This is a genomic window from Tepidibacillus sp. HK-1, assembly GCF_001748485.2.
In the GTDB taxonomy this organism is placed as follows: Bacteria; Bacillota; Bacilli; order Tepidibacillales; family Tepidibacillaceae; genus Tepidibacillus_B; species Tepidibacillus_B infernus.
Window position 1 is genome coordinate 16195 of sequence record NZ_BDGM02000020.1, and the last position, 20941, is coordinate 37135.

General features: G+C 37.3%; 19 protein-coding genes and 1 pseudogene. 18 read left to right on the plus strand and 2 right to left on the minus strand.

The features are described from left to right. Window positions 1–69 precede the first annotated feature (69 nt). From BEN26_RS10790 to BEN26_RS10800, 3 genes are all read left to right on the plus strand, one after another. Window positions 70–561 carry a YajQ family cyclic di-GMP-binding protein gene (locus BEN26_RS10790; protein WP_069800094.1) on the plus strand — a complete coding sequence of 164 codons (492 nt, stop codon included), beginning with the start codon at window positions 70–72 and terminating at the stop codon, window positions 559–561. Window positions 562–654: 93 nt separating this feature from the next. Further along, a complete protein-coding gene (locus tag BEN26_RS10795) occupies window positions 655–1566 on the plus strand; it encodes a ribonuclease Z (RefSeq protein WP_069800092.1) in 912 nt (303 codons plus the stop codon). Between the two features lie 57 nt (window positions 1567–1623). Further along, entirely contained in the window at window positions 1624–2430 is an 807-nt protein-coding gene (locus BEN26_RS10800) for a lipoate--protein ligase family protein (protein WP_069800090.1), read from the plus strand. Here BEN26_RS10800 and BEN26_RS10805 read toward each other — a convergent pair. Continuing rightward, entirely contained in the window at window positions 2420–3157 is a 738-nt protein-coding gene (locus tag BEN26_RS10805) for an alpha/beta hydrolase (protein ID WP_069800088.1), read from the minus strand. The genes BEN26_RS10800 and BEN26_RS10805 overlap by 11 nt on opposite strands. Before the next feature lie 132 nt (window positions 3158–3289). Here BEN26_RS10805 and pdhA point away from each other — a divergent pair, with 132 nt between their 5' ends. The 10 genes and pseudogenes from pdhA (at window position 3290) to BEN26_RS10855 (ending at window position 16174) form a co-directional block, all read left to right on the plus strand. Beyond that, the gene (gene pdhA / locus BEN26_RS10810) at window positions 3290–4369 is read left to right on the plus strand and encodes a pyruvate dehydrogenase (acetyl-transferring) E1 component subunit alpha (protein WP_069800086.1); all 1080 of its coding nucleotides are present in this window, start codon (window positions 3290–3292) and stop codon (window positions 4367–4369) included. Between the two features lies 1 nt (window position 4370). Continuing rightward, the gene (locus BEN26_RS10815; protein ID WP_069800084.1) at window positions 4371–5351 is read left to right on the plus strand and encodes an alpha-ketoacid dehydrogenase subunit beta; all 981 of its coding nucleotides are present in this window, start codon (window positions 4371–4373) and stop codon (window positions 5349–5351) included. 29 nt (window positions 5352–5380) lie between these two features. After that, window positions 5381–6709 (plus strand): 2-oxo acid dehydrogenase subunit E2, encoded by a 1329-nt coding sequence (locus BEN26_RS10820; RefSeq protein WP_069800082.1) that lies wholly within the window; start codon window positions 5381–5383, stop codon window positions 6707–6709. A gap of 3 nt (window positions 6710–6712) precedes the next feature. Then, complete coding sequence (gene lpdA, locus BEN26_RS10825) at window positions 6713–8140, plus strand: dihydrolipoyl dehydrogenase (RefSeq protein ID WP_069800080.1); 1428 nt, start codon at window positions 6713–6715, stop codon at window positions 8138–8140. A 476-nt stretch (window positions 8141–8616) separates the two neighbouring features. Then, window positions 8617–8990: pseudogene (locus tag BEN26_RS10830) on the plus strand (aromatic amino acid lyase); the annotation flags it as partial. 184 nt (window positions 8991–9174) lie between these two features. Further along, window positions 9175–10149 carry a tryptophan--tRNA ligase gene (gene trpS, locus BEN26_RS10835; RefSeq protein WP_069800078.1) on the plus strand — a complete coding sequence of 325 codons (975 nt, stop codon included), beginning with the start codon at window positions 9175–9177 and terminating at the stop codon, window positions 10147–10149. Between the two features lie 203 nt (window positions 10150–10352). Further along, window positions 10353–10826 (plus strand): NADH-quinone oxidoreductase subunit NuoE, encoded by a 474-nt coding sequence (nuoE, locus tag BEN26_RS10840; protein ID WP_220126428.1) that lies wholly within the window; start codon window positions 10353–10355, stop codon window positions 10824–10826. A gap of 14 nt (window positions 10827–10840) precedes the next feature. Beyond that, a complete protein-coding gene (nuoF, locus tag BEN26_RS10845; protein WP_069800076.1) occupies window positions 10841–12652 on the plus strand; it encodes an NADH-quinone oxidoreductase subunit NuoF in 1812 nt (603 codons plus the stop codon). 16 nt (window positions 12653–12668) lie between these two features. After that, window positions 12669–15353 (plus strand): formate dehydrogenase subunit alpha, encoded by a 2685-nt coding sequence (gene fdhF, locus BEN26_RS14130; RefSeq protein ID WP_084818855.1) that lies wholly within the window; start codon window positions 12669–12671, stop codon window positions 15351–15353. 47 nt (window positions 15354–15400) lie between these two features. Further along, window positions 15401–16174: a YdcF family protein gene (locus BEN26_RS10855; RefSeq protein ID WP_069800070.1), complete on the plus strand. Its 774-nt coding sequence runs from the start codon at window positions 15401–15403 to the stop codon at window positions 16172–16174. Between the two features lie 300 nt (window positions 16175–16474). Here BEN26_RS10855 and BEN26_RS10860 read toward each other — a convergent pair whose 3' ends face one another. After that, window positions 16475–17311, minus strand: coding sequence for a deoxyribonuclease IV (locus BEN26_RS10860; RefSeq protein WP_069800068.1), 837 nt, complete (start codon window positions 17309–17311; stop codon window positions 16475–16477). Window positions 17312–17473: 162 nt separating this feature from the next. On the opposite strand from BEN26_RS10860, the gene BEN26_RS10865 reads away from it, so the two are divergent. From BEN26_RS10865 to BEN26_RS10880, 5 genes are all read left to right on the plus strand, one after another. After that, window positions 17474–17746: a hypothetical protein gene (locus tag BEN26_RS10865; RefSeq protein ID WP_069800066.1), complete on the plus strand. Its 273-nt coding sequence runs from the start codon at window positions 17474–17476 to the stop codon at window positions 17744–17746. Window positions 17747–17757: 11 nt separating this feature from the next. After that, window positions 17758–17892 carry a hypothetical protein gene (locus tag BEN26_RS14135; protein WP_255421890.1) on the plus strand — a complete coding sequence of 45 codons (135 nt, stop codon included), beginning with the start codon at window positions 17758–17760 and terminating at the stop codon, window positions 17890–17892. Window positions 17893–17995: 103 nt separating this feature from the next. Further along, window positions 17996–18904 (plus strand): EamA family transporter RarD, encoded by a 909-nt coding sequence (gene rarD, locus BEN26_RS10870; protein WP_069800064.1) that lies wholly within the window; start codon window positions 17996–17998, stop codon window positions 18902–18904. A gap of 230 nt (window positions 18905–19134) precedes the next feature. After that, window positions 19135–20307 carry an LL-diaminopimelate aminotransferase gene (locus BEN26_RS10875; protein ID WP_069800062.1) on the plus strand — a complete coding sequence of 391 codons (1173 nt, stop codon included), beginning with the start codon at window positions 19135–19137 and terminating at the stop codon, window positions 20305–20307. Between the two features lie 183 nt (window positions 20308–20490). Next, window positions 20491–20751, plus strand: a complete 261-nt coding sequence (locus tag BEN26_RS10880) for a DUF2935 domain-containing protein (RefSeq protein ID WP_069800060.1) — start codon at window positions 20491–20493, stop codon at window positions 20749–20751. Window positions 20752–20941 lie beyond the last annotated feature (190 nt).

The following is a 20941-nucleotide window of genomic DNA, read 5'->3' on the forward strand; positions in this document are numbered from 1 at the left end:
TCGTGATTATTGTATAATGTAAGAGTACATAAGAGTGATAAAAGTTACAAGTAGAAAGGATGATGATTTATGGCAAAAGATAATTCATTTGACATTGTTTCCGAGGTCAATATGCAAGAGGTAGATAATGCAATCAATCAAACAGTGAAAGAAATCATTCAACGTTACGATTTCAAAAATAGCAAATCTGAAGTAAGCTTTCAAGGGGAAGAAATCAAAGTGGTCTCAGATGATGAATATAAGTTAAAAAGTGTAATCGATGTTCTTCAAACCAAGTTAATCAATCGCAAAGTATCGATTAAAAACTTAGACTATGGTAAGATAGAGCAGGCATCTGGTGGAACGGTTCGCCAAATGATCAAAATAAAACAAGGTATAGAAACCGATGTTGCAAAAAAAATCATAAAAGATATCAAAGACTCTAAGATCAAAGTCCAAGCGCAGATCATGGGTGAACAAATTCGCGTATCTGGCAAAAGTAGAGATGATTTACAATCTGTCATACAACTATTAAAAGGAAATGACTATGGCTTAGAGCTACAATTTACAAACTACAGATAGCCTAAGTATAACCTACCTGCAAAACGGTAGGTTTTTTCTTCAAAAAAGAGAAAAACTAAGAATGAATGAAATCCATTTGTAGAGGAGATTAGTATGCTAGATATCTGCCTATTAGGCAATGGAGGAACCATGCCGATTCCAAACCGATGGTTAACCTCTATGATTGCCTCCTATCTAGGAAAATTGATACTTATTGATTGTGGTGAAGGAACACAAATTCCTTTAAAAAGGTTAGGATGGGGACTGAAAGCAATTGAAGCCATATGTTTTACTCATTACCATGCAGACCACGTAGTAGGTTTGCCAGGACTACTTCTGACTATTGGAAATTCTGGCAGAACAGAACCACTTACATTGATAGGACCAACAGGGTTGAATGAAGTAATTAGGGGTCTAACCGTGATCGCCCCGAATCTTCCTTATGAACTTCATCTGATTGAACTTCCGCTAGATAAAATACAGACAGTAAAAATCAATCATCTAATCATTCATGCACTTCCAGTTGAGCATACCATCCCATGCCTAGCATACACCTTAGAGGTAAAGCGTGGGAGAAAATTTAATCCGGAAAAGGCCAAAAAAAATGATGTTCCTCTTGAATTCTGGAAAAAACTACAGAAGGAAGAGGAGGTCTATTTTGAGGGGAAACATTTTACACCAGATATGGTACTAGATGAACCAAGAAAAGGTTTAAAAGTCGCTTATTGTACAGATACAAGGCCAACTGATGACCTAATAGAATTTGTTCGTGATGCAGACTTGTTGATCGCTGAAGGAATGTATGGATCGGATGCATATTTTCATAAAGCAGAAGAACATAAACATATGCTTTTTTCTGAAGCCGCCACATTGGCTAAGAATGGACAAGTGAAAGAACTTTGGTTAACCCATTTTAGCCCATCCTTGACAAATCCTGAAGATTTTTTAGAGGATACTCAAACGATTTTCCCTAATACAAAGTTGGGTGAAGACCTTTTAACCAAAAGTTTATTTTTCACTTCATAAAGGAATTAAAAAATGAAGTTGCTTTAGAAAAGCAACAGTAGGAGACGAGAGCTAAAAATGCCGATTGTGATAGATCGTATAAAAAACGAAAGAATACCCTCTATTCTCTATCCTTTTGCGTTTGAAGAAGAGTTATGCCAAAAAGTCGGGGATGGACATGAACCAATAATCCATATTTGGCAACATTCCAAAGCATTTGTAATGGGATTACGAGATAGTCGATTACCTCATGCAGGTAAAGCAAAATTATGGCTTCATGATCAAGGGTATGAAGTGATGGTTCGCCACTCAGGTGGTGCAGCTGTGCCTTTAGACAATGGTGTTATAAACATATCGTTGATCCAGCCAATCAAAGGCCAAATATACCGTTTTCAGCAAGATTTTGAAATCATCTTTCAACTGATTAAGGATACCCTTCAATCCTACCCTGTAAGAATTGAAAAGGGTGAGATAAAAGGTTCCTACTGTCCAGGAGACTACGACTTAAGTATCAATCATAGAAAGTTCTGTGGAATTGCTCAACGACGCCAATTGAAGGCTTTTATTGTCCATGCCTTCATCAATGTTTTAGGAATTGGGGCGGAAAAGGCTAAACTCGTTCAACAATTTTATGAGATCGCTTCAGGAGGGAGAATCGAGGAATTCAATGTACCCTCGATTCAGCCAGAAAAAATAACTACTTTAAAAGAGTTAACCAATGTTTCATCCATAGAAGAGTTTCTTTTTCACTTGAAAATCGCACTAAAGAATAAATATGGTGATAAACTTATCTATGAAAACGCCCAATCCTTTGATACTTTACATGAAAATGAAATCAATAAAATGATGGTTGAATTTAAAACAAAATACGATATTACACAATAGAACCAAAAAAGAAACGTAACGCATCTGGGATTTCTCTTTGCCAAAATCCCCAAATATGGGTTCCAGGTCTTTCAATATAATGAATGTTAGCTTTTTTTTCCTCAAGAAGCTTTTTTGTCTTTCGATTGATTTCCAAAAAGTTAAAGGTTCCAGCATCAGTTTGCACAGCCGTTTCATCGAGTCCAGCCACCATATACATCGTAAGCCATGATAGATCTTGTTCCGCCTGAATACGGATAATACTTGGTTCAAAAAAGGCCCCTGACAATGAAAGGATGTTGCGAAATCGATTTGGGTGGTCTAAAGCAAGTTGGAGTGAAACCGTTACACCTAAAGAATCGCCAGCCAAAGTTCTTTGATCTGCCTCTTGTCTAATGGGAAAACGATTTTCTACAAAAGGAACAAACTCCTCCACAAAAAAACGAGTATAATTTGGAAAACGTGAGCCTTCAGGATGATATTCTGAAGTTCTTACGTTTTTTTTCATTTCTACTCCAATAATAATCATCGGTTCAATATTTTCATCTAATATCAGGCGAGTAGCTTGAGTCGCAATCCGTCCGAAGTTGAAAAATTGTTCACCATCCTGACAATAAAAGACAGGGTAAGACAATAGCTCATTATAACCAGGTGGAAGATAAATGATCCCCATTCTACTCTCTTCTAAATACTTTGATTCCACTTCTTCCTTAATGATTGTTCGTTTGTAATATTGTTGATCGTTCATTGATGATCTCTCCTTTAATATGAGTTTGTCTGTTTATGAAAAAATAATTACATCAAGAATCATGATAAAAATTCGTCAAATGGGAAGATTTTAAATGATAGAGATTTATTTTTTAAAAAAGAGGTGAGCTTCATGAGAAGAATTATATCAGGTCAAATTGAAGGAATTGAACCCTTTTCAATCCTTGATGTCTCTGGAAATGTGGTTAATGAAGAAGCCATGCCAAAGCTAAGTGATGAACAATTAAGAGATTTAATGAAAAAAATGGTATTTACCCGTATTTGGGATCAACGTGCAATCAGTTTAAATAGGCAAGGAAGACTTGGTTTTTATGCGCCTGTTGCTGGTCAAGAAGCAAGCATGGTCGGATGCGAATCCGCTATAGACAAAGAAGATTTTATTTTACCAACCTATCGAGATATCCCACAAATGATTATGCATGGATTGCCACTATACCAAGCTATTCTTTGGTCTCGTGGCCATCAACATGGTGGAGAAATCCCCGAAAACGTTCAAGCTTTTGTCCCACAAATAATTATTGGTGCACAGTACGTTCAGATGGCAGGTGTTGCCATGGGTATTAAAAAGAGAAAGAAAAAAAAAGTAGCAATGACGTTTATTGGAGATGGCGGTACATCTCAAGGAGATTTTTACGAGGGAATGAACTTTGCTGGAGCTTTCAATTTACCAGCCATCTTTATTATTCAAAACAACCACTATGCCATCTCTGTACCTAGGGAAAAACAAACTGCTGCAGCAACTTTAGCTCAAAAAGCAGTTGCGGTTGGAATCCCTGCTACTCAAGTGGATGGGATGGATGTTTTAGCCGTATATAAAATAGTATCAGAGGCAGCAAACGATGCTAAAAATGATGAGGGCCCAGCACTTATTGAGGTTTCAACCTATCGTTTTGGTCCTCACACCATGTCTGGAGACGATCCAACAAGGTATCGTTCTAAAGAAGAAGAAAAAGAATGGGAAGAAAAAGACCCACTCATCCGATATAGACGTTTCCTTAAAAACAAAGGAATCTGGACAGAGGAAGAGGAAGACAAATTGATTGAAGAAACAAAAGAAGAAATTAACCAAGCATTAAAAAAAGCAGATGCTTATGAAAAAATGACCATTTCTGGTTTATTAGATAGCATGTTTGAAGTAACTCCACCTTACTTAGAAGAACAAAAAGCTTTATTTGCTAGGGAGGGAAAATAAAATGCCACAAATGACAATGATTCAAGCGATAACTGATGCAATGCGTGTTGAATTAGCAAGAGATACCAACGTCTTATTATTTGGGGAAGATGTAGGAAAATACGGAGGTGTTTTCCGGGCAACAGCTGGATTGCAAGATGAATTTGGAGAAGACCGTGTCTTTGACACCCCCTTAGCAGAATCAGGAATTGCAGGGTTAGCAATCGGTTTAGGATTAATGGGATATCGCCCAATTGCCGAAATTCAGTTTATTGGTTTTATTTTTGAAGCGATGGACTCCATTTGTGCGCAAGCTCCACGCATTCGATACCGTACCAATGGTAGATTCCATAGCCCCATAACCTTCAGAGCTCCTTTTGGTGGTGGAGTAAAAACACCAGAATTACATGCAGACAGTTTAGAGGGGTATTTAATGCAAACTCCTGGATTGAAGGTAGTTATTCCATCCAACCCCTATGATGCTAAAGGCTTATTGATTTCAGCCATTCGTGATAATGATCCTGTCTTTTTTATGGAGCATATGAAACTATATCGTTCTTTCCGTCAAGAAGTGCCTGAAGGCGAATATACCGTTCCAATTGGCAAGGCCAATATCGTTCGTGAGGGTACAGATGTAACGATTATTACATATGGAGCGATGGTTCACACCTCATTAAAAGCGGCAGAGGAAATTGAGAAGAAACGTGGAGTAAAGGTTGAGGTAATAGATCTTCGTACCATCAATCCAATCGATACAGAGACCGTTTTAAAATCGGTAGAAAAAACAAATCGCGCAATTGTTGTACAGGAAGCCCAAAGAACATCAGGAGCAGCAGCAGAAATCATTGCTCAAATTACTGAAAAAGGGATTCTGTATTTAGAAGCTCCAGTTCTTCGTGTGACTTCACCTGATACCGTATATCCGTTTGGCATGATTGAAGATGAATGGTTGCCAGACCCAACACGGGTCATCGAAGGTATTGAACAAGTACTTGATTTTTAATTGGAAAGAAAAAAGGAGGTTAAAAAAGAATGGGTGTATTTGAATTTAAGCTCCCCGATATCGGTGAAGGTATCCATGAGGGGGAGATCATGAAATGGCATGTAAAGCCAGGAGATATCGTAGAAGAAGATCAAGTCATATTGGAAGTACAAAATGATAAAGCTGTTGTTGAAATTCCTTCACCTGTCAAAGGAAAAGTATTAGAGCTAAAGATGGAAGAAGGCGCAGTAGCAGTAGTAGGCGATGTCTTAATCACTTTTAAAGTAGAAGGTCAAGGAAACGTTGCAGAAACAGCAGACAAAAAAGCTGTAGATCAAGAAGTCATTGATAATGATGTTAAGAAAGAAATAGCCGATGAACCACGAGTCCCTAAAAAGGAAAAAATGGAACAAGACACTCCTATACCTAATGCTGTTTCACCATCAGTTGATGATCGCAAAGTATTAGCTACACCAAGTGTCCGTAAACTTGCTAGGGAAAAAGGGATTTCCATTGCTCAAGTTCCTGGCACAGGGCGTAATGGGCAAGTAACAAGCGAAGATATTTTGAATTTTATAGCTGGTAAAACAGCAGTACAAACCACTGAACAATTTGTTGCAAAAGCAGCTGAACCAACAAAAACGCCAACAGCTGTTTCTCAAGCGGTACAAGTTGAGGGTTTAGAAGAAAGAGTGCCATTAAAAGGTATTCGTAAAGTCATCGCAAATGCTATGGTGAAGTCGGTATATACCGCACCACATGTCACCGTAATGGATGAAGTAGATGTAACAGAATTAGTTGCATTTAGAGAGAAAATCAAACCATTGGCGGAGAAAAAAGGAGTTAAGGTCACTTATTTGCCATTCATTGTAAAGGCTTTAGTTGCCGCAGTTCGCCAATACCCAATTTTGAGGGCATCTGTTGATGATGAGAAAGAAGAGATTGTATATAAAAACTATTACCATATAGGGATTGCAACTGATACGGAGAACGGTTTAATCGTACCTGTAGTAAAAGATGCCGATCGTAAGAGTATTTTTACCATTGCTGCTGAAATTAAGGATTTAGCAACAAGAGGAAGAGAAGGAAGATTGGCAGCAAATGAAATGAAAGGTAGTTCTATTAGCATAACAAACATTGGATCTGCTGGTGGAATGTTCTTTACTCCAGTTATCAACTATCCGGAAGTTGCAATCTTAGGAACGGGGCGCATTTCAAAGAAACCAGTAGTCAAACATGGTGAAGTGATGCCTGCAGATGTGATGGCATTATCTTTAAGCTTTGATCATCGAATTATTGATGGGGCAACGGCACAATATGCCCTAAACTATGTCAAAGATCTGTTAGAAGATCCACAGTTATTAGTGATGGAGGTGTAAAACTTGGTTGTTGGTGAATTTACACAAGATGTTGATGTAGTTGTCATTGGCGCTGGGCCTGGTGGATATGTTGCTGCAATACGAGCTGCTCAATTGGGAAAAAAAGTTGTCGTTGTAGAAAAGGATGAAGTAGGTGGCGTTTGCTTAAATAGAGGATGTATTCCATCAAAGGCTTTAATTTCTGCGGCTCATCATTACGAAATAATGACTCATGCCTCAAATATAGGTATTCAGGCTGAAGGAATAAGTATAGACTATGGGAAAGTTCAGGAATGGAAAGAAGGCGTTGTTAAAAAGCTGACTGATGGGGTAAGCTCTTTATTTAAAGGGAACAAAGTTGAAAGGGTTAAAGGTGAAGCGATTTTTGTTAATGAAAAAGAAATCCGTGTCGTCAGTGGCTATGAAGGTAGTAGGTATCGTTTTAATCATTGTATCATCGCTACCGGTTCAAGACCAATTGAATTAAAACCGTTTCCTTATGGTGGCAGAATTATCTCCTCAACTGAAGCACTTTCCCTAAAAGAGATACCAAAAACTATGATGGTGATCGGTGGCGGTTATATAGGGATTGAGTTAGGGCAAACTTATGCAAAATTAGGAACCAAGGTCACAGTCATCGAGGGATTAGATTCAATTTTACCCGGATTTGAAGCCGAAATGTCTCGACTTGTTACTCGCAACCTTAAAAAGCTTGGAGTTGAGGTCTATACCAATGCGATGGCAAAAGAGGCAAAGCAGACAGATCATGACATCACGGTCACATTTACGACGAGAAACAATGAAGAAAAACAAATCACTGCAGATTATGTGTTAGTAACTGTCGGCCGTCGTCCAAATACAGATGAGATTGGACTTGATGCGATCAATATGAAAATGACCGATAAGGGTCTAATTGAAATCGACCATCAATGCAAAACAAGCGTACCAAATGTGTACGCGATTGGAGACATTGTACCTGGATCAGCACTGGCACATAAAGCTTCTTACGAAGGGAAAGTTGCAGCTGAAACTATTGCAGGTCACCCAAGTGCCATTGATTATAAAGCCATTCCTGCCGTCGTTTTCTCTGATCCAGAAATTGCAAGTGTAGGCCTAAATGAAACAGAAGCAAAAGAGCAAGGATTAAAAGTGATCACTGGCAAATTCCCATATGCTGCAAATGGTAGATCTTTATCAATGAATGCCGGAGATGCAGGTTTTGTAAAATTGGTTGCCAATCAGGAAACTGGTTTGTTGTTAGGAGGACAAGTCGTTGGACCAGAGGCATCAAATCTGATTGCTGAGATCGGACTAGCCATTGAGATGGGAGCAACTTTGGAGGATATTGCCTTAACAATTCATGCTCACCCAACCTTAGGAGAAATGGTGATGGAAGCAGCAGAAGGCGCTTTAGGACAAGCGATACATCAAATCAACAGACAAATAAAATAATTTTATCTAAAATCATAAAGTGAGTGATGGTTTTATGATGGTTTTAAAAGTTCATAATAACCAAGCAAATAGGGACTATATCGTGATCTAATTCATGTTATAGAGGTACCGTCATCATTCGGAAATTTTGTATGTTAAGCGAATTTCAACCTAAAAAAGTCGATTTCCTTACTTTAAGGAACCGACTTTTTTAGGTTGCTTGTTCAAATAGAGATCGTCACAAACATTATGTACACTTCGGTACGAAGTAAACACCCCAAGGTTTATGCTTTCTATCACTTTTAAATTCCGTTTCAAGAGCTTTTTTATACTTTTTATATTCTTCTGAGGATACTATTTTACCTTTACTCGTTTCAGTTAAAACCAAGCTTGAGTTAGGACCCGATACTAAAAGCGAACCATATTTTTCTTTAGATTACCTTTTATATTATCAATTACCGTAATAGAATATTTAGTATATGGGTCACTAAGATGATGTACTAAATGTGAAAGAAAAATTAGAAATTGAAATCAATGCGGCAACCGATTGCCATCGTAAAATTAGCCAATATCTCTAAACGTCGTATAGAAAGATTAGTTAATCCACAGCTAAATGATCATTGACCCCCTTTCTTAAGTCCTGAACCAGGCTTACAATCTGGGGCCATGATTATGCAGTATGTGGCAGCCTTCAGCCAACCAAGAAGACCATGTAAGTATGGGAACTATTAGCGCACGACACGCCTCTCTGATCATTACCAATACGAGACGGGTTCTAGCAATTGAGGCAATTTGTGCTTTGCAAGCTGTAGAAGTAAGAGGAGAGAACCATCTAGCCACGAGTCAATATCATCTATATTTCTCTAGACGGATGTATTAGATCAAGCCTATGCACCTTACTGTCCTGTTACAAGTCGAATTGGAGCACATGTCATCCTAAACTTAATAAAAGGAAAACGAATCTCCGACAATTTAGGTTTTTAAAAAACAAAAATTGCGATATAATAATAAGCTATAAAGTGGAAAAGATAGGATTGTTGAGGAGTGACGATTTGATGCGAATTTTATCGGGAATTCAACCATCAGGTAAACTTCATTTAGGAAATTATTTTGGCATGATGAAACGAATGGTTGACTATCAGGAAAACAATGAATTATATGCTTTTATTGTAAATTATCATGCGTTAACTTCCGTCTTTGATGCTAAGAAGTTACAAGAGGGAACTTTTAATGCCGCTTGTGATTTTTTAGCTTTAGGAATGGATCCAGAAAAGTCAACTTTTTGGGTACAGTCCGATGTACCAGAAGTCACGGAGCTTACATGGTTGTTATCAAATGTAACAAGTATGGGACTTTTAGAAAGAGCACATGCTTATAAAGATAAAGTAGCAAAAGGAATTCCAGCCACACATGGATTGTTTTCTTACCCTGTCTTAATGGCAGCAGATATTCTAGCTTATGGAGGAAAAAGGGTTCCTGTTGGAAAAGACCAGAAACAACATATTGAGATTGCTAGAGATATTGCAGAACGCTTTAATGCCACCTATGGAGAAACATTTGTTTTACCAGAGGAAGATATTGAAGAAGAGATCGCTACCGTTCCAGGAATCGATGGACAAAAAATGTCCAAATCCTACGGCAATACGATTGAGATCTTTGCAGATGAAGAAACATTAAGAAAAAAAGTAATGTCTATCGTAACAGATACAACTCCTGTTGATGAACCAAAGCCAATTGAAAACAATACCTTATATGAGATTTATTCCTTATTTCTAAATCCAGCTGAAAAAGAAGAATTAAAAGATCGTTTCCTTACCCCTGGATTAAAATATGGAGAAGTAAAAAAAGAGCTATTCAGCATGATTTGGGAATATTTCCGCCCCTATCGTGAAAAACGTGAGGGGTATGCAAACGACAGAGGAGAAGTGATGAACATATTGCAAAAAGGAGCAAACAAAGCAAGGGAGACTGCTTCGCATTATGTTCAATTAGCTCGTAAAAATGTTGGCCTTTATTACTGGGACAAATAACAAATAACAAAATAACATATAAACAGGCATCGCACTACTGATAGCCTGTTTTTTATTTACTCAACATTATCATGATTTTTTTTATTTTTAGAAAAATGCAGGAATTATTTCTCAACAAACGAACTAATATGTAGGTAAATGTAAGCGTTAACAATTTTAGATTATATCATTTTTGCTAGTCAAGATTATAGGAGGGAGTAAAGGTGCTAGGGGAGATGTTGGATCAAAAAGAAAGAGAACTTGATCAAATTCTGCAACAGTATAAGAAACAAAAAGGGGCGTTAATTCCAACTTTACAGGCCACACAAGAACTCTATGGATATTTACCAAAAAAGGCAATGGAAAAAATAGCAAAATCGCTTCGTATCCCATTTAGCGAAGTGTTTGGAGTAGCTACCTTTTATGCCCAATTTAAATTACAACCACATGGTCGCCATCTTATTCGTATTTGTTCAGGAACAGCTTGTCATGTTAGCAGGGGAACACACCTTCTAGAAATCCTTGAACAAGAACTAGGCATTAAGAAAGGGGAAACAACACAGGACGAAAGGTTCACATTAGAGTCTGTCGCATGTTTGGGAGCATGTGGACTAGCTCCTGTCATGATGATCAATGATGAGACATTTGGGAGATTAACGCGAGATAAGATCAATGAAATACTAAATCATTACGAATAAAGGGGAGAGTACCATTGAAAGATCCAATTAAGCCTCGGATTACCATAGGAATGGGGACCTGTGGAATAGCAGCGGGGGCTGAGAAGGTGAAAGAGGCTATCGAGAAAGAAGTTCTAAGAAGGGGCTTAGAATTAGATATAGACTTTACAAGCTGTATTGGTATGTGTTATCGGGAGGTTAATGTAGAAGTTGCTTTGCCGAACCATCCTGCCATTATGTATGGTAATATAACCCCTGACAAAGTAGAACGAATCATTGATGACCATATTATAGGTGGCCAACCCATCATAGAATGGGCAGAATTTCAATTTCAAGTCGATCAAGTTTCAACCATTCACGAAATTCCACTCATGGAAGAATCGAAGTTCTATATCAACCAAAGCCGTGAGGTCACTGCTCGTTGTGGAAGAATGAACCCTGAACTTATTGAGGAGTATCTCTTAACTGGTGGCTATAAAGGACTAAAAAGAGTACTTCAAATGAACCCAGACGAAGTAATTGAACAGGTAAAAAAATCTGGTCTTCGTGGCCGTGGTGGTGGAGGATTTCCCACTGGATTGAAATGGCAGTTTACCAAAGATGCAAAGGGAGAACAAAAGTATATTGTTTGTAATGCCGATGAAGGAGATCCAGGAGCCTTTATGGACAGAAGCATTCTTGAAGGAGATCCCCATGCTGTAATAGAAGGAATGATCATTGCTGGATATGCCATTGGAGCCAATGAAGGATATATCTATGTCCGTGCAGAATATCCTTTGGCTATAAAACGGTTAAAAACAGCTCTCTCTAACGCTGAACAGCACGGATTTTTAGGGGGCCATCTATTGAATACCTCTTTTGACTTCCAGATTCATATCAAAATGGGGGCTGGAGCGTTTGTCTGTGGAGAAGAAACAGCATTACTAAATTCAATTGAAGGAAAAAGGGGAATGCCTCGACTTCGTCCTCCTTTTCCAGCTGTAAATGGCCTATGGCTATCCCCTACGAATAATAACAATGTGGAGACCTATGCGAATGTAGCTCTTATCTTTCGTAAAGGAGTAGACTGGTACACTTCAATAGGAACAGAGAATAGTAAAGGAACCAAGGTATTTAGTCTGACAGGTAAAATAGCAAGAACTGGATTAGCCGAAGTCCCAATGGGTACTACCCTAAGACAAATTATCTTTGATATAGGTGGGGGTGTTCAAAACAATAAACGTTTTAAAGCAGTTCAAATCGGTGGTCCTTCAGGAGGATGTTTGCCGGAAAAACAACTAGACCTCCCTGTTGATTATGACTCTTTAATTGAAGTTGGAGCGATGATGGGATCAGGTGGACTTGTAGTGATGGATGAAACAACCTGTATGGTCGATGTCGCAAGGTATTTTCTTACATTCACCCAAAGCGAATCATGTGGTAAATGTACCCCATGTCGCGAAGGAACAACGAGAATGCTTGAAATTTTAACCCGAATTACTACAGGAGAAGGAAAAATAGAAGATTTGTATACTTTAGAAAAACTAGCAAAAGTGATGAAGACCACTTCCTTATGTGGTCTAGGCCAAACCGCTCCAAATCCTGTGTTGTCAACATTAAGATATTTTCGCGACGAATATATTGCCCATATTGAGCAAAAACGCTGTCCGGCAGGTGTATGTATGAGTCTATTAACCTACCAGATTGATCAGGAAAAATGTATTGGTTGTACCGCTTGTGTTCGAAACTGCCCTGTTCATGCCATTTCTGGTTCGGTAAAGAAACCTCATATAATTGATCCAAATGTGTGTATTCAATGTGGAGTTTGTATAGAGACCTGCAAATTTGATGCGGTAATTCGAGTATAGGGGGAGGCTTAACGGTATGAATCATATCACATTAACGATTGATGGTAGAAAGGTAACCGTTCCATCAGGGACCACTGTGATGCAAGCAGCAGAACAAGTAGGGATCCATATTCCTGCCTTATGTTATGATCCAGAATTAAGCTTGTCTGGTTCTTGTCGGATGTGTGTCGTAGAAATAGAAGGGATGAGGAATTTACCAACCTCTTGTAGCACAATAGTAACAGAAGGGATGATCGTTAAGACTCACTCAGAAGCTGTCGTAGAATCTAGAAAAATGATTCTTGACTTATACCTAACTGATCATCCACTAGATTGTTTGACTTGTCAAAAGAATGGGGATTGCTTGCTTCAGCAATATGCCTATGAATACCAAGTTAAACATAGTAGTTTTGAAGGCAGAAAACATCAGTACCCCATTGAGGACGATAATCCATTCATTGTAAGAGATATGAATAAATGTATTGTTTGCGGTAAATGTGTAAGGGTCTGTTCCGAAGTGCAAGGTAGAAGTATCTTACATTTTGCTTTTCGTGGTTTTGATACGAAAATTTCCACTGCAATGGATACGACGTTAGCCGAATCAGATTGTGTCTTTTGTGGAAGTTGCGTCGCCGTTTGTCCAACAGGATCCCTTTTAGAAAAAAACATGATTGGTAAAGGGCGTAGTTGGGAAGTTGAAAAAGTAAAAACGACTTGCCCCTTTTGTGGGGTAGGCTGCAACTTTGATTTAAATGTGAAAGATGGAAAAGTGATTGGTGTTACTTCCAATCCCACAAGCGTTGTCAATGGTCGCCATCTTTGTGTAAAAGGGCGTTTTGGTACAGATTTTATTCATAGTGAAGAAAGACTTACATCTCCTTTAATTAAAATAGATGGTGTTTTTGTAGAAGCGAGTTGGGATGAGGCACTATCCCTAGTGGCTGAAAAATTAAGTGCGATTAAAAATAAATATGGGAGCGATTCAATTGGCGCTTTAAGTTCAGCTCGTTGCACGAACGAGGAAAACTATCTGATGCAAAAATGGATGAGAGCAGTGATTGGCAACAACAACATCGATCACTGTTCCCGTACTTGACATGCTCCAACAGTGGCAGGTCTTGCCACTTCATTTGGTAGTGGAGCAATGACAAACTCATTCGAGGATATTGAAAATACAAATCTCATTTTCTTAATTGGTTCTAATCCTACAGAAGCACATCCAATTTTAGGTGTGAAAATGAAAAAAGCGATACGAAATGGTGCCAAACTAATTGTGATCGATCCAAGAAGAACGGAAATGGCAGAGATGGCTGATCTATGGCTTCCCCTTAAACCTGGAACAGACATTGCCTTGTTAAACGGTATCATGCATACGATTCTTAAAGAAGAGCTATGGGATAAAGACTTCGTCAATCAACGTACGGAAAATCTTGCAGAATTAATTGAAGTTGTTTCTGAATATACACCTGAAAAAGTAGCTCAAATTACTGGGATATCTATAGAACTAATTGAAGAAGCTGCTCGCTTATATGCTTCTAATCGTGATGCAATCATTTGTTATACACTTGGTATCACAGAACATATTGTAGGAACCATGAATGTAATGAATATAGCCAATTTAGCCATGTTGACGGGTCATTTAGGAAGAGAAAGAGTAGGAGTAAACCCATTACGAGGTCAGAATAATGTTCAAGGAGCCTGTGATATGGGTGCATTACCTGATGTATTACCTGGTTATCAGAAAGTATTTAATGAGGAAGCAAGAAAACAATTTTCTAAAAGCTGGGGAGTAGATATTTCTAGTAAGGTAGGATTAACCATACCAGAGATGTTTGATGCTGTGATTTTAGGGTCTATTCGAGCAATGTATATTATAGGCGAGGATCCAGTCTTAACAGATCCAGATGGAAATCATGTTCGTAAAGTTCTAGAAAGCCTTGATTTCCTCGTGGTCCAAGACCTGTTTATGACAGAAACTGCTCAGTTGGCTAATGTAATTTTACCTGCCTCTAGTTTTGCTGAAAAAGATGGCACATTTACTAATTCAGAAAGACGTGTACAAAGAGTAAGAAAAGCAATTGAACCCATCGGCAATTCTAAACCTGACAGGCAAATCATTTCCGAGCTTTCAACTAGGATGGGATACCCAATGAACTATGATTCACCATCACAGATTTTTGTCGAGATGGCTACTCTTACGCCAATTTATAGGGGAATGGATTATACTCGTTTAGAAGAGAAAGGGCTACAATGGCCTTGTCCAACGAAGGCTCATCCTGGAACACCCGTATTACATATAGGCCAATTTAGTAAAGGAAAAGGAACATTTAAAGGAATCGAACACCTTCCTCCTGCAGAGGAAACTGATGAAGAATATCCATTTCTTCTTTCTACAGGTCGAAGGCTTCATCATTATAATGTAACATCACAATATTCGCCTAGCCTTAAAACCTATCATCCAGAGGAAAGAGCGATGATTCATCCGAAGGATGCTATGAAATTAGATGTAAAAACGGGTGATAGAATTAAAATTGTATCAAGAAGAGGAGAATTAGTCACTGCTATCGAAGTAACTGATAAGGTTTCTGAAAAGATGATCTGGATGTCTTTTCATCATCGGGAAGTACCTACCAATGTTTTAACGAATGGTGCATTTGATCCTATTAGTCATACTGGAGAATATAAAGTGGCTGCTGTAAAAATTGACAAATACGAAGACTAATCTAAAAAATAAAAACAGAAAAAGTAGAAAGGTTGTTATAAAAAGAAATGGCAGGTAGAACTTTAATCATCATTGGTTTGATTGGTATATTGGATTTTATCTTCTTACTCTTGGTTGGCGGTGGAATTAATTTTGGAACCCTTTTTCCTGCTGGGGCGGGAATCCTCCTAATTGCTTGGGGATATTTCAAGTTAAAGATCCAGTACCCGGTTCATGAGAGAAGTTCTTGGTATTCTATGTTTAAACGTCTTGAAAAAATAGTAACCCTCTTCATCATGATTTGGTTGGCCTCCTTTATTTGGATAGTAACCTTAATTTTTATGTCAGCACATCCTACAAATAAGGTAGATGCAGATTATATGATTGTCCTAGGATCTGGGCTACATGATGATCAACTCACTTTAACGTTGTTGGAACGCCTTAACACCAGTATTGATTACCTAAGCAAGTATCCTGACCTTCCCGTTGTTGTAACTGGAGGAAAAGGTTTTGGAGAAACAATATCAGAAGCAGAGGCAATGAAAAAGTATCTGGTGGAACAAGGGATTAACAAAGAGCGAATTCTGACCGAAGATCAATCCACAAGCACAATGGAAAATTTCCGATTTAGCAAGGATTTGTTGTTAAAAAAGGGTGAAAAGGAACCTCTTAAAATTCTGATTGTGACCAGTGATTTTCATCTATTCCGTGCAAAGCTTTTAGCTAGACGAATTGGATTTGAACCTACTGGACTACCTGCTAAGACACCTATTTATGTATTGCCCAATCTTTATATTCGCGAATACTTCGCTGTTGTGAAATCTTTTCTTTTCGATCGTTAAATGTTGTTCTAATTAAAGAGATAAAATGATGTAATTGGTACTATTTTTCAATATTTACTAGCCAGCTATGCCTATGGGACTGCTCACTTACCATACTTAATCTATCCAGCAACCATTAGCGAAAGCATTACCAATGAAGCCAAGTATCGGGCCTTGATTTATTCTTATATTATTAGTACCTTAATACTCCTACCAGGATTCATCTGGCATTGGCGACTTTTTATTCGCAATAGGGAATATTTTAAATAGGAAAGTATGACCCACAAAAGGAATCGTAGTTGAAATCATGCTTCACTTTTGTTATTTATCTTTACTGACTAATTTCTTTAAATAGTCAATCTCTTGTTGATGAGTATATTGAGAAGACTCAGGAGTTTCTAGGATAAGGGGTAAGTTGTTTAGCAAATTAGTATTCAGAAATTGCTTAAAACCTTTTTCTCCAACATATCCTTTGCCAATATTTGCATGGCGATCCCGATAAGAACCGGTAGGAAACATGGAATCATTCAGGTGAATGGCTTTCAAGTGATCAAAGTAACCCAGATGTTTTCCTTTTTCAAGTAATGCATCCCAGTTTTCCCCATTCCATAAACCACTTGCAAATGCATGACAAGTATCCAAGCAAAACCCTATTTTTTCAGGGGAATCAGCCAAATTACGAATGTAAACCAATTCTTCTAACGTCATTCCCATTTTTGCACTTTGTCCTGCTTGATTTTCTAATAAAATCAAGGCTTTCCCATTCCATTGATTCAACACCATATTTAGTGATGATATGATATTTTTATATCCCTGTAATAGATCTTTTCCTTTGTAGACACCAAAATGAACCACTAATCCAATCGATTGACAAGCTTCTACAATCTCTAAATCATTGAGAATAGATTGAATAATCTTTTTCTGTTTGTCTCCTTCTGTTGCCAAATTTACAGGATAGGAAGTATGGGCGATCGTTATTAGACCATGCACTTTTGTGAAGGCTGCGCAGCGTTCTGCATCGGTTCGATCAAATTTCTTAATCGTTAAACCTCGAGGGTTTTTCGGAAAATATTGAAAGGCTTTGGCTCCAATCGTTTTTGCTGCAACCGCTGCCCCTAGATATCCTTTACGAATGCTCACATGACTACCAAAATACAATAGTTTCACCCTCTATTTTCCTTCTAAATTTCTACATAAATAAAATCTAGATATTACCAAAATATTATACCTTCAGAAAGGATCTGATATTCAAATCAGATGTTTTATTCAAAACAAATTCACTTTTTATTGCATATCCTTTTAGTAAGGAGAGTGAATAGGATGGCGCGACGACAAAACAAAAAACAAAATCCTGGACATCAAAACCCTTTTAATACGAAAAACTTATGGAAGTATAATCGTTTAGAAATGATAACTGCAGCTCTATTGTTATCTGGAATATTAAGTGTAAATAGTATTCAAATTACTCGAAAAGGGACACTCTCTGTCATTTTATACGGTGAATTTCTAGAGGATATTGGTCAAATTATCAATATGGATGATCACACGTTTCAAGAATTTATTTCTCTATTTCAAAAGAAATCTAAGCGTTAGGAGGAAGAAAAATGGCTCGGAAAGATCGGTATCTCATTCCAACACCTGACAATCATTTTTCAGTTTTTGTTCTCCTCCTTATATTAATTGCCCTTGGTTTTTTTGGTAAATTACATCCAATTGTCCCGAATATACCAATCGGTTAAAAATATTTTTTATGATTTGCCTGAAAGTGGTATAATTTTTGAAGGAGATAGAGTAGCGTTATCATCTATATATGTAAATTGAATTAAAAGGAGCAAATTATAAATGAATAATCAAAAAGAGGCTGGAATGATATATGGTATCTTAGCTTATACAGCATGGGGAATTCTACCGTTGTATTGGAAATTACTAAAGCAAGTACCTGCTTCCGAAATATTAGCACATCGAATCGTCTGGTCTTTTGTTTTTGTAATAGGACTACTACTTGTTTATAGAAATCTGCAGATGATTAAGACTACACTTTCTAATAAACGAAATATTCTCTTCATTTCTCTTGCTTCAATTTTAATTGGAATCAATTGGTTTACTTATATTTGGGCAGTGAATGCTGATCATGTAGTTGAAGCAAGCTTAGGCTATTATATCAACCCATTAATTACTGTTTTGTTAGGTGTTATCGTGTTAAGAGAAAGATTGAATCGTTGGCAAGGAATCGCATTGGCATTCGCTATTATTGGTGTTTCCATCATAACCATTCAATATGGTCGTATACCATGGATTGCATTTACGTTGGCATTAAGCTTCGGTTTTTACGGTTTGTTAAAGAAAATGGTGCATGTCGATTCAACAGTCGGGCTTGCAGTAGAAACTACCGTTTTGTTCCCAGTCGCTCTTAGCTATATTATATTAAAGCAATCAGAAGGAATTGGTGCCTTAGGTAACATATCATTAACTACAACTTTTTTACTGTTAGCTTCTGGAGTCGCCACTGCTACACCTTTATTATGGTTTGCAAAAAGTGCTGAACGTATTGAACTATCAACTCTTGGTTTCTTGCAATATATTTCACCAACCATTACCTTGATTCTTGGAATATTTGTTTTTAAAGAAACTTTTACTCAAGTGCACTCTTGGGGTTTTATTTTTATCTGGACCGCTTTGTTGATCTACTCTTTGTCTAAAACAAATTTAATAAAAACATCCCAATCGATCCTAGTAAAAAGTAGATCATAAATATTGATAAAAAGCCAAAATGGAAAAATTATAAGCGCTATACATATGATAACTATATGGATCGTGGAAAAATAGTTTCTTGCACTTCAATTAAAGGTGAAAGAGCTTTCAGATTCCACCTCTTAAAAAATAAAAATTTATCGTGCATTTCTACTAAGTAACAGGTAAAATATTAAAAAAACTCACAACTCTAGGCTAAACAGAGTAAAAAAAGGGGAGAGAAAGATGTTATGAAGATTATTCCTTCAAAACGCATTGAAAAACTTTCATCAGCCATTTTTACGGAAATGGCAAATAGAAAAAAAGATTTAATAAAAAAAGGAATAGATATCATTGATCTTGGAATAGGAAGTCCAGATCGGCCACCTGATCCAGAGTTAATAAAAGAATTGATAGAAGCTGTAAAGAAACCTGAAGTCTATGGCTATCCTAGCTTTCAAGGAAATGATCAATTTAAGCAAGCCATTGCTGATTGGTATCAATTTCGCTTCGGAGTTCAAATCGACCCATCTCATGGAGAGGTTTTAGTTTTAATGGGCTCTCAAGATGGCCTTGCTCATTTAGCACAAGGGTTTGTTGATGATGGAGATATTGTGTTAGTCCCAGATCCTGGTTATCCTATTTATTCAGGGAGTGTTCATTTAGCTGGAGGAACCTTATATCCAATGCCTTTACTCCAAGAAAATGATTTCCTTCCTGATTTCTCTAATATTCCAAAAGAAGTTTTACAAAAGGCAAAGCTTATGATCCTTAATTATCCAAGTAATCCAGTGTCTGCTGTAGCGCCTATTGATTTTTTCCAAGAAGTTGTTGCATTAGCTAAGCAATATGACATCATTGTCGCACATGATATGGCTTATTCCGAATTATCTTTTGATGGATATCGACCACACAGTTTTTTAGAAGCTGAGGGAGCAAAAGAGGTAGGAATTGAGTTTAATTCTTTGTCTAAAAGCTTTAATTTGGCTGGTGTAAGAGTTGGCTATGTGGTAGGAAATGCTGAAATCATCAATCCTTTAATGATGATTAAATCCAATATTGATTTTGGTGTTTTTGAAGCGGTGCAGATCTTGGCTACAAAAGCTTTACAACGTGACATCCAATCACCAAATCAATCCTACAAAGTTTACCAAGAAAGAAGAGACGTTCTAGTTGATGGATTAAATCAATTAGGTTGGAAAATGGATAAACCAAAAGCAACGATGTTTGTATGGGCGCCAATTCCAAAAGGATGGACTTCATATCGCTTTGCCATAGAGCTTTTGGATAAAACAGGTGTCGTTGTTATTCCTGGTGATGCGTTTGGTATTCATGGTGAAGGATATGTTCGTATTGGCTTAGTACAAGAAATAAAACGTTTAAAAGAAGCAATTCAACGCATTGAAGCAAGTGGGATTTTTTAATTCTATTTTTAGTTAACGTATAAACAAAAACCCTCTTCTAAAGAAGGGGGTTAATTTCAAAAAGCATAGTATATTATATGCTTTTTTTATTTGGTTAAAAAATTTGATTAAAAAATGGTTCCTAATCCATGACATCAAATAGAATGAATTGGAATCCATTTTTTAAAAAGGGAGAGGATGATCATGCAATTCTATTATGGAGATATGATGCCATTAAGAATATTAGATGAAGCTGAATTTTGGAAAAGACAAGAAACAGAACATACTGTGGTTATTCGACAAATTGCACCGGGTTTAGAATTACAATATATTGAAGCTTTAAGAAAGTGGGAAGAGTCCTTTGCAGAGACCGAGGGGAAAGTTGTAAAGTATGTAGAAACTGTTGTTAGATCAGGGCCAAATATTCCACCACAGACACATCAGGAAATCATGCAACTTAGCTAGAAGCTGTGGTCTATTCTATTTTAAATATTTCCTTTAATTAAAAATTAAAAGTATTTTGAAGGATCTTGTCGAAGATATACTTAAAATAGTCTTTTTGTCATAGGTCTTACTTACTAGCTATAAAGGATGAGGAAATAAAAGAATGAACACTGTAAATAGGCTAAATATTTATTTGTTTACCTATATCTTT

Excerpts from the sequence above, each read along its gene's own strand:
- BEN26_RS10820 (WP_069800082.1), top strand. The coding sequence starts at position 5,381 with ATGGGTGTATTTGAATTTAAGCTCCCCGATATCGGTGAAGGTATCCAT.
- BEN26_RS10855 (WP_069800070.1), top strand. The coding sequence starts at position 15,401 with ATGGCAGGTAGAACTTTAATCATCATTGGTTTGATTGGTATATTGGAT.
- rarD (WP_069800064.1), top strand. The coding sequence starts at position 17,996 with ATGAATAATCAAAAAGAGGCTGGAATGATATATGGTATCTTAGCTTAT.
- BEN26_RS10865 (WP_069800066.1), top strand. The coding sequence starts at position 17,474 with ATGGCGCGACGACAAAACAAAAAACAAAATCCTGGACATCAAAACCCT.
- BEN26_RS10815 (WP_069800084.1), top strand. The coding sequence starts at position 4,371 with ATGCCACAAATGACAATGATTCAAGCGATAACTGATGCAATGCGTGTT.
- BEN26_RS10795 (WP_069800092.1), top strand. The coding sequence starts at position 655 with ATGCTAGATATCTGCCTATTAGGCAATGGAGGAACCATGCCGATTCCA.
- BEN26_RS10875 (WP_069800062.1), top strand. The coding sequence starts at position 19,135 with ATGAAGATTATTCCTTCAAAACGCATTGAAAAACTTTCATCAGCCATT.
- pdhA (WP_069800086.1), top strand. The coding sequence starts at position 3,290 with ATGAGAAGAATTATATCAGGTCAAATTGAAGGAATTGAACCCTTTTCA.
- trpS (WP_069800078.1), top strand. The coding sequence starts at position 9,175 with ATGCGAATTTTATCGGGAATTCAACCATCAGGTAAACTTCATTTAGGA.
- BEN26_RS10805 (WP_069800088.1), bottom strand. The coding sequence starts at position 3,157 with ATGAACGATCAACAATATTACAAACGAACAATCATTAAGGAAGAAGTG.
- BEN26_RS10790 (WP_069800094.1), top strand. The coding sequence starts at position 70 with ATGGCAAAAGATAATTCATTTGACATTGTTTCCGAGGTCAATATGCAA.
- BEN26_RS10880 (WP_069800060.1), top strand. The coding sequence starts at position 20,491 with ATGCAATTCTATTATGGAGATATGATGCCATTAAGAATATTAGATGAA.
- BEN26_RS14135 (WP_255421890.1), top strand. The coding sequence starts at position 17,758 with ATGGCTCGGAAAGATCGGTATCTCATTCCAACACCTGACAATCATTTT.
- BEN26_RS10800 (WP_069800090.1), top strand. The coding sequence starts at position 1,624 with ATGCCGATTGTGATAGATCGTATAAAAAACGAAAGAATACCCTCTATT.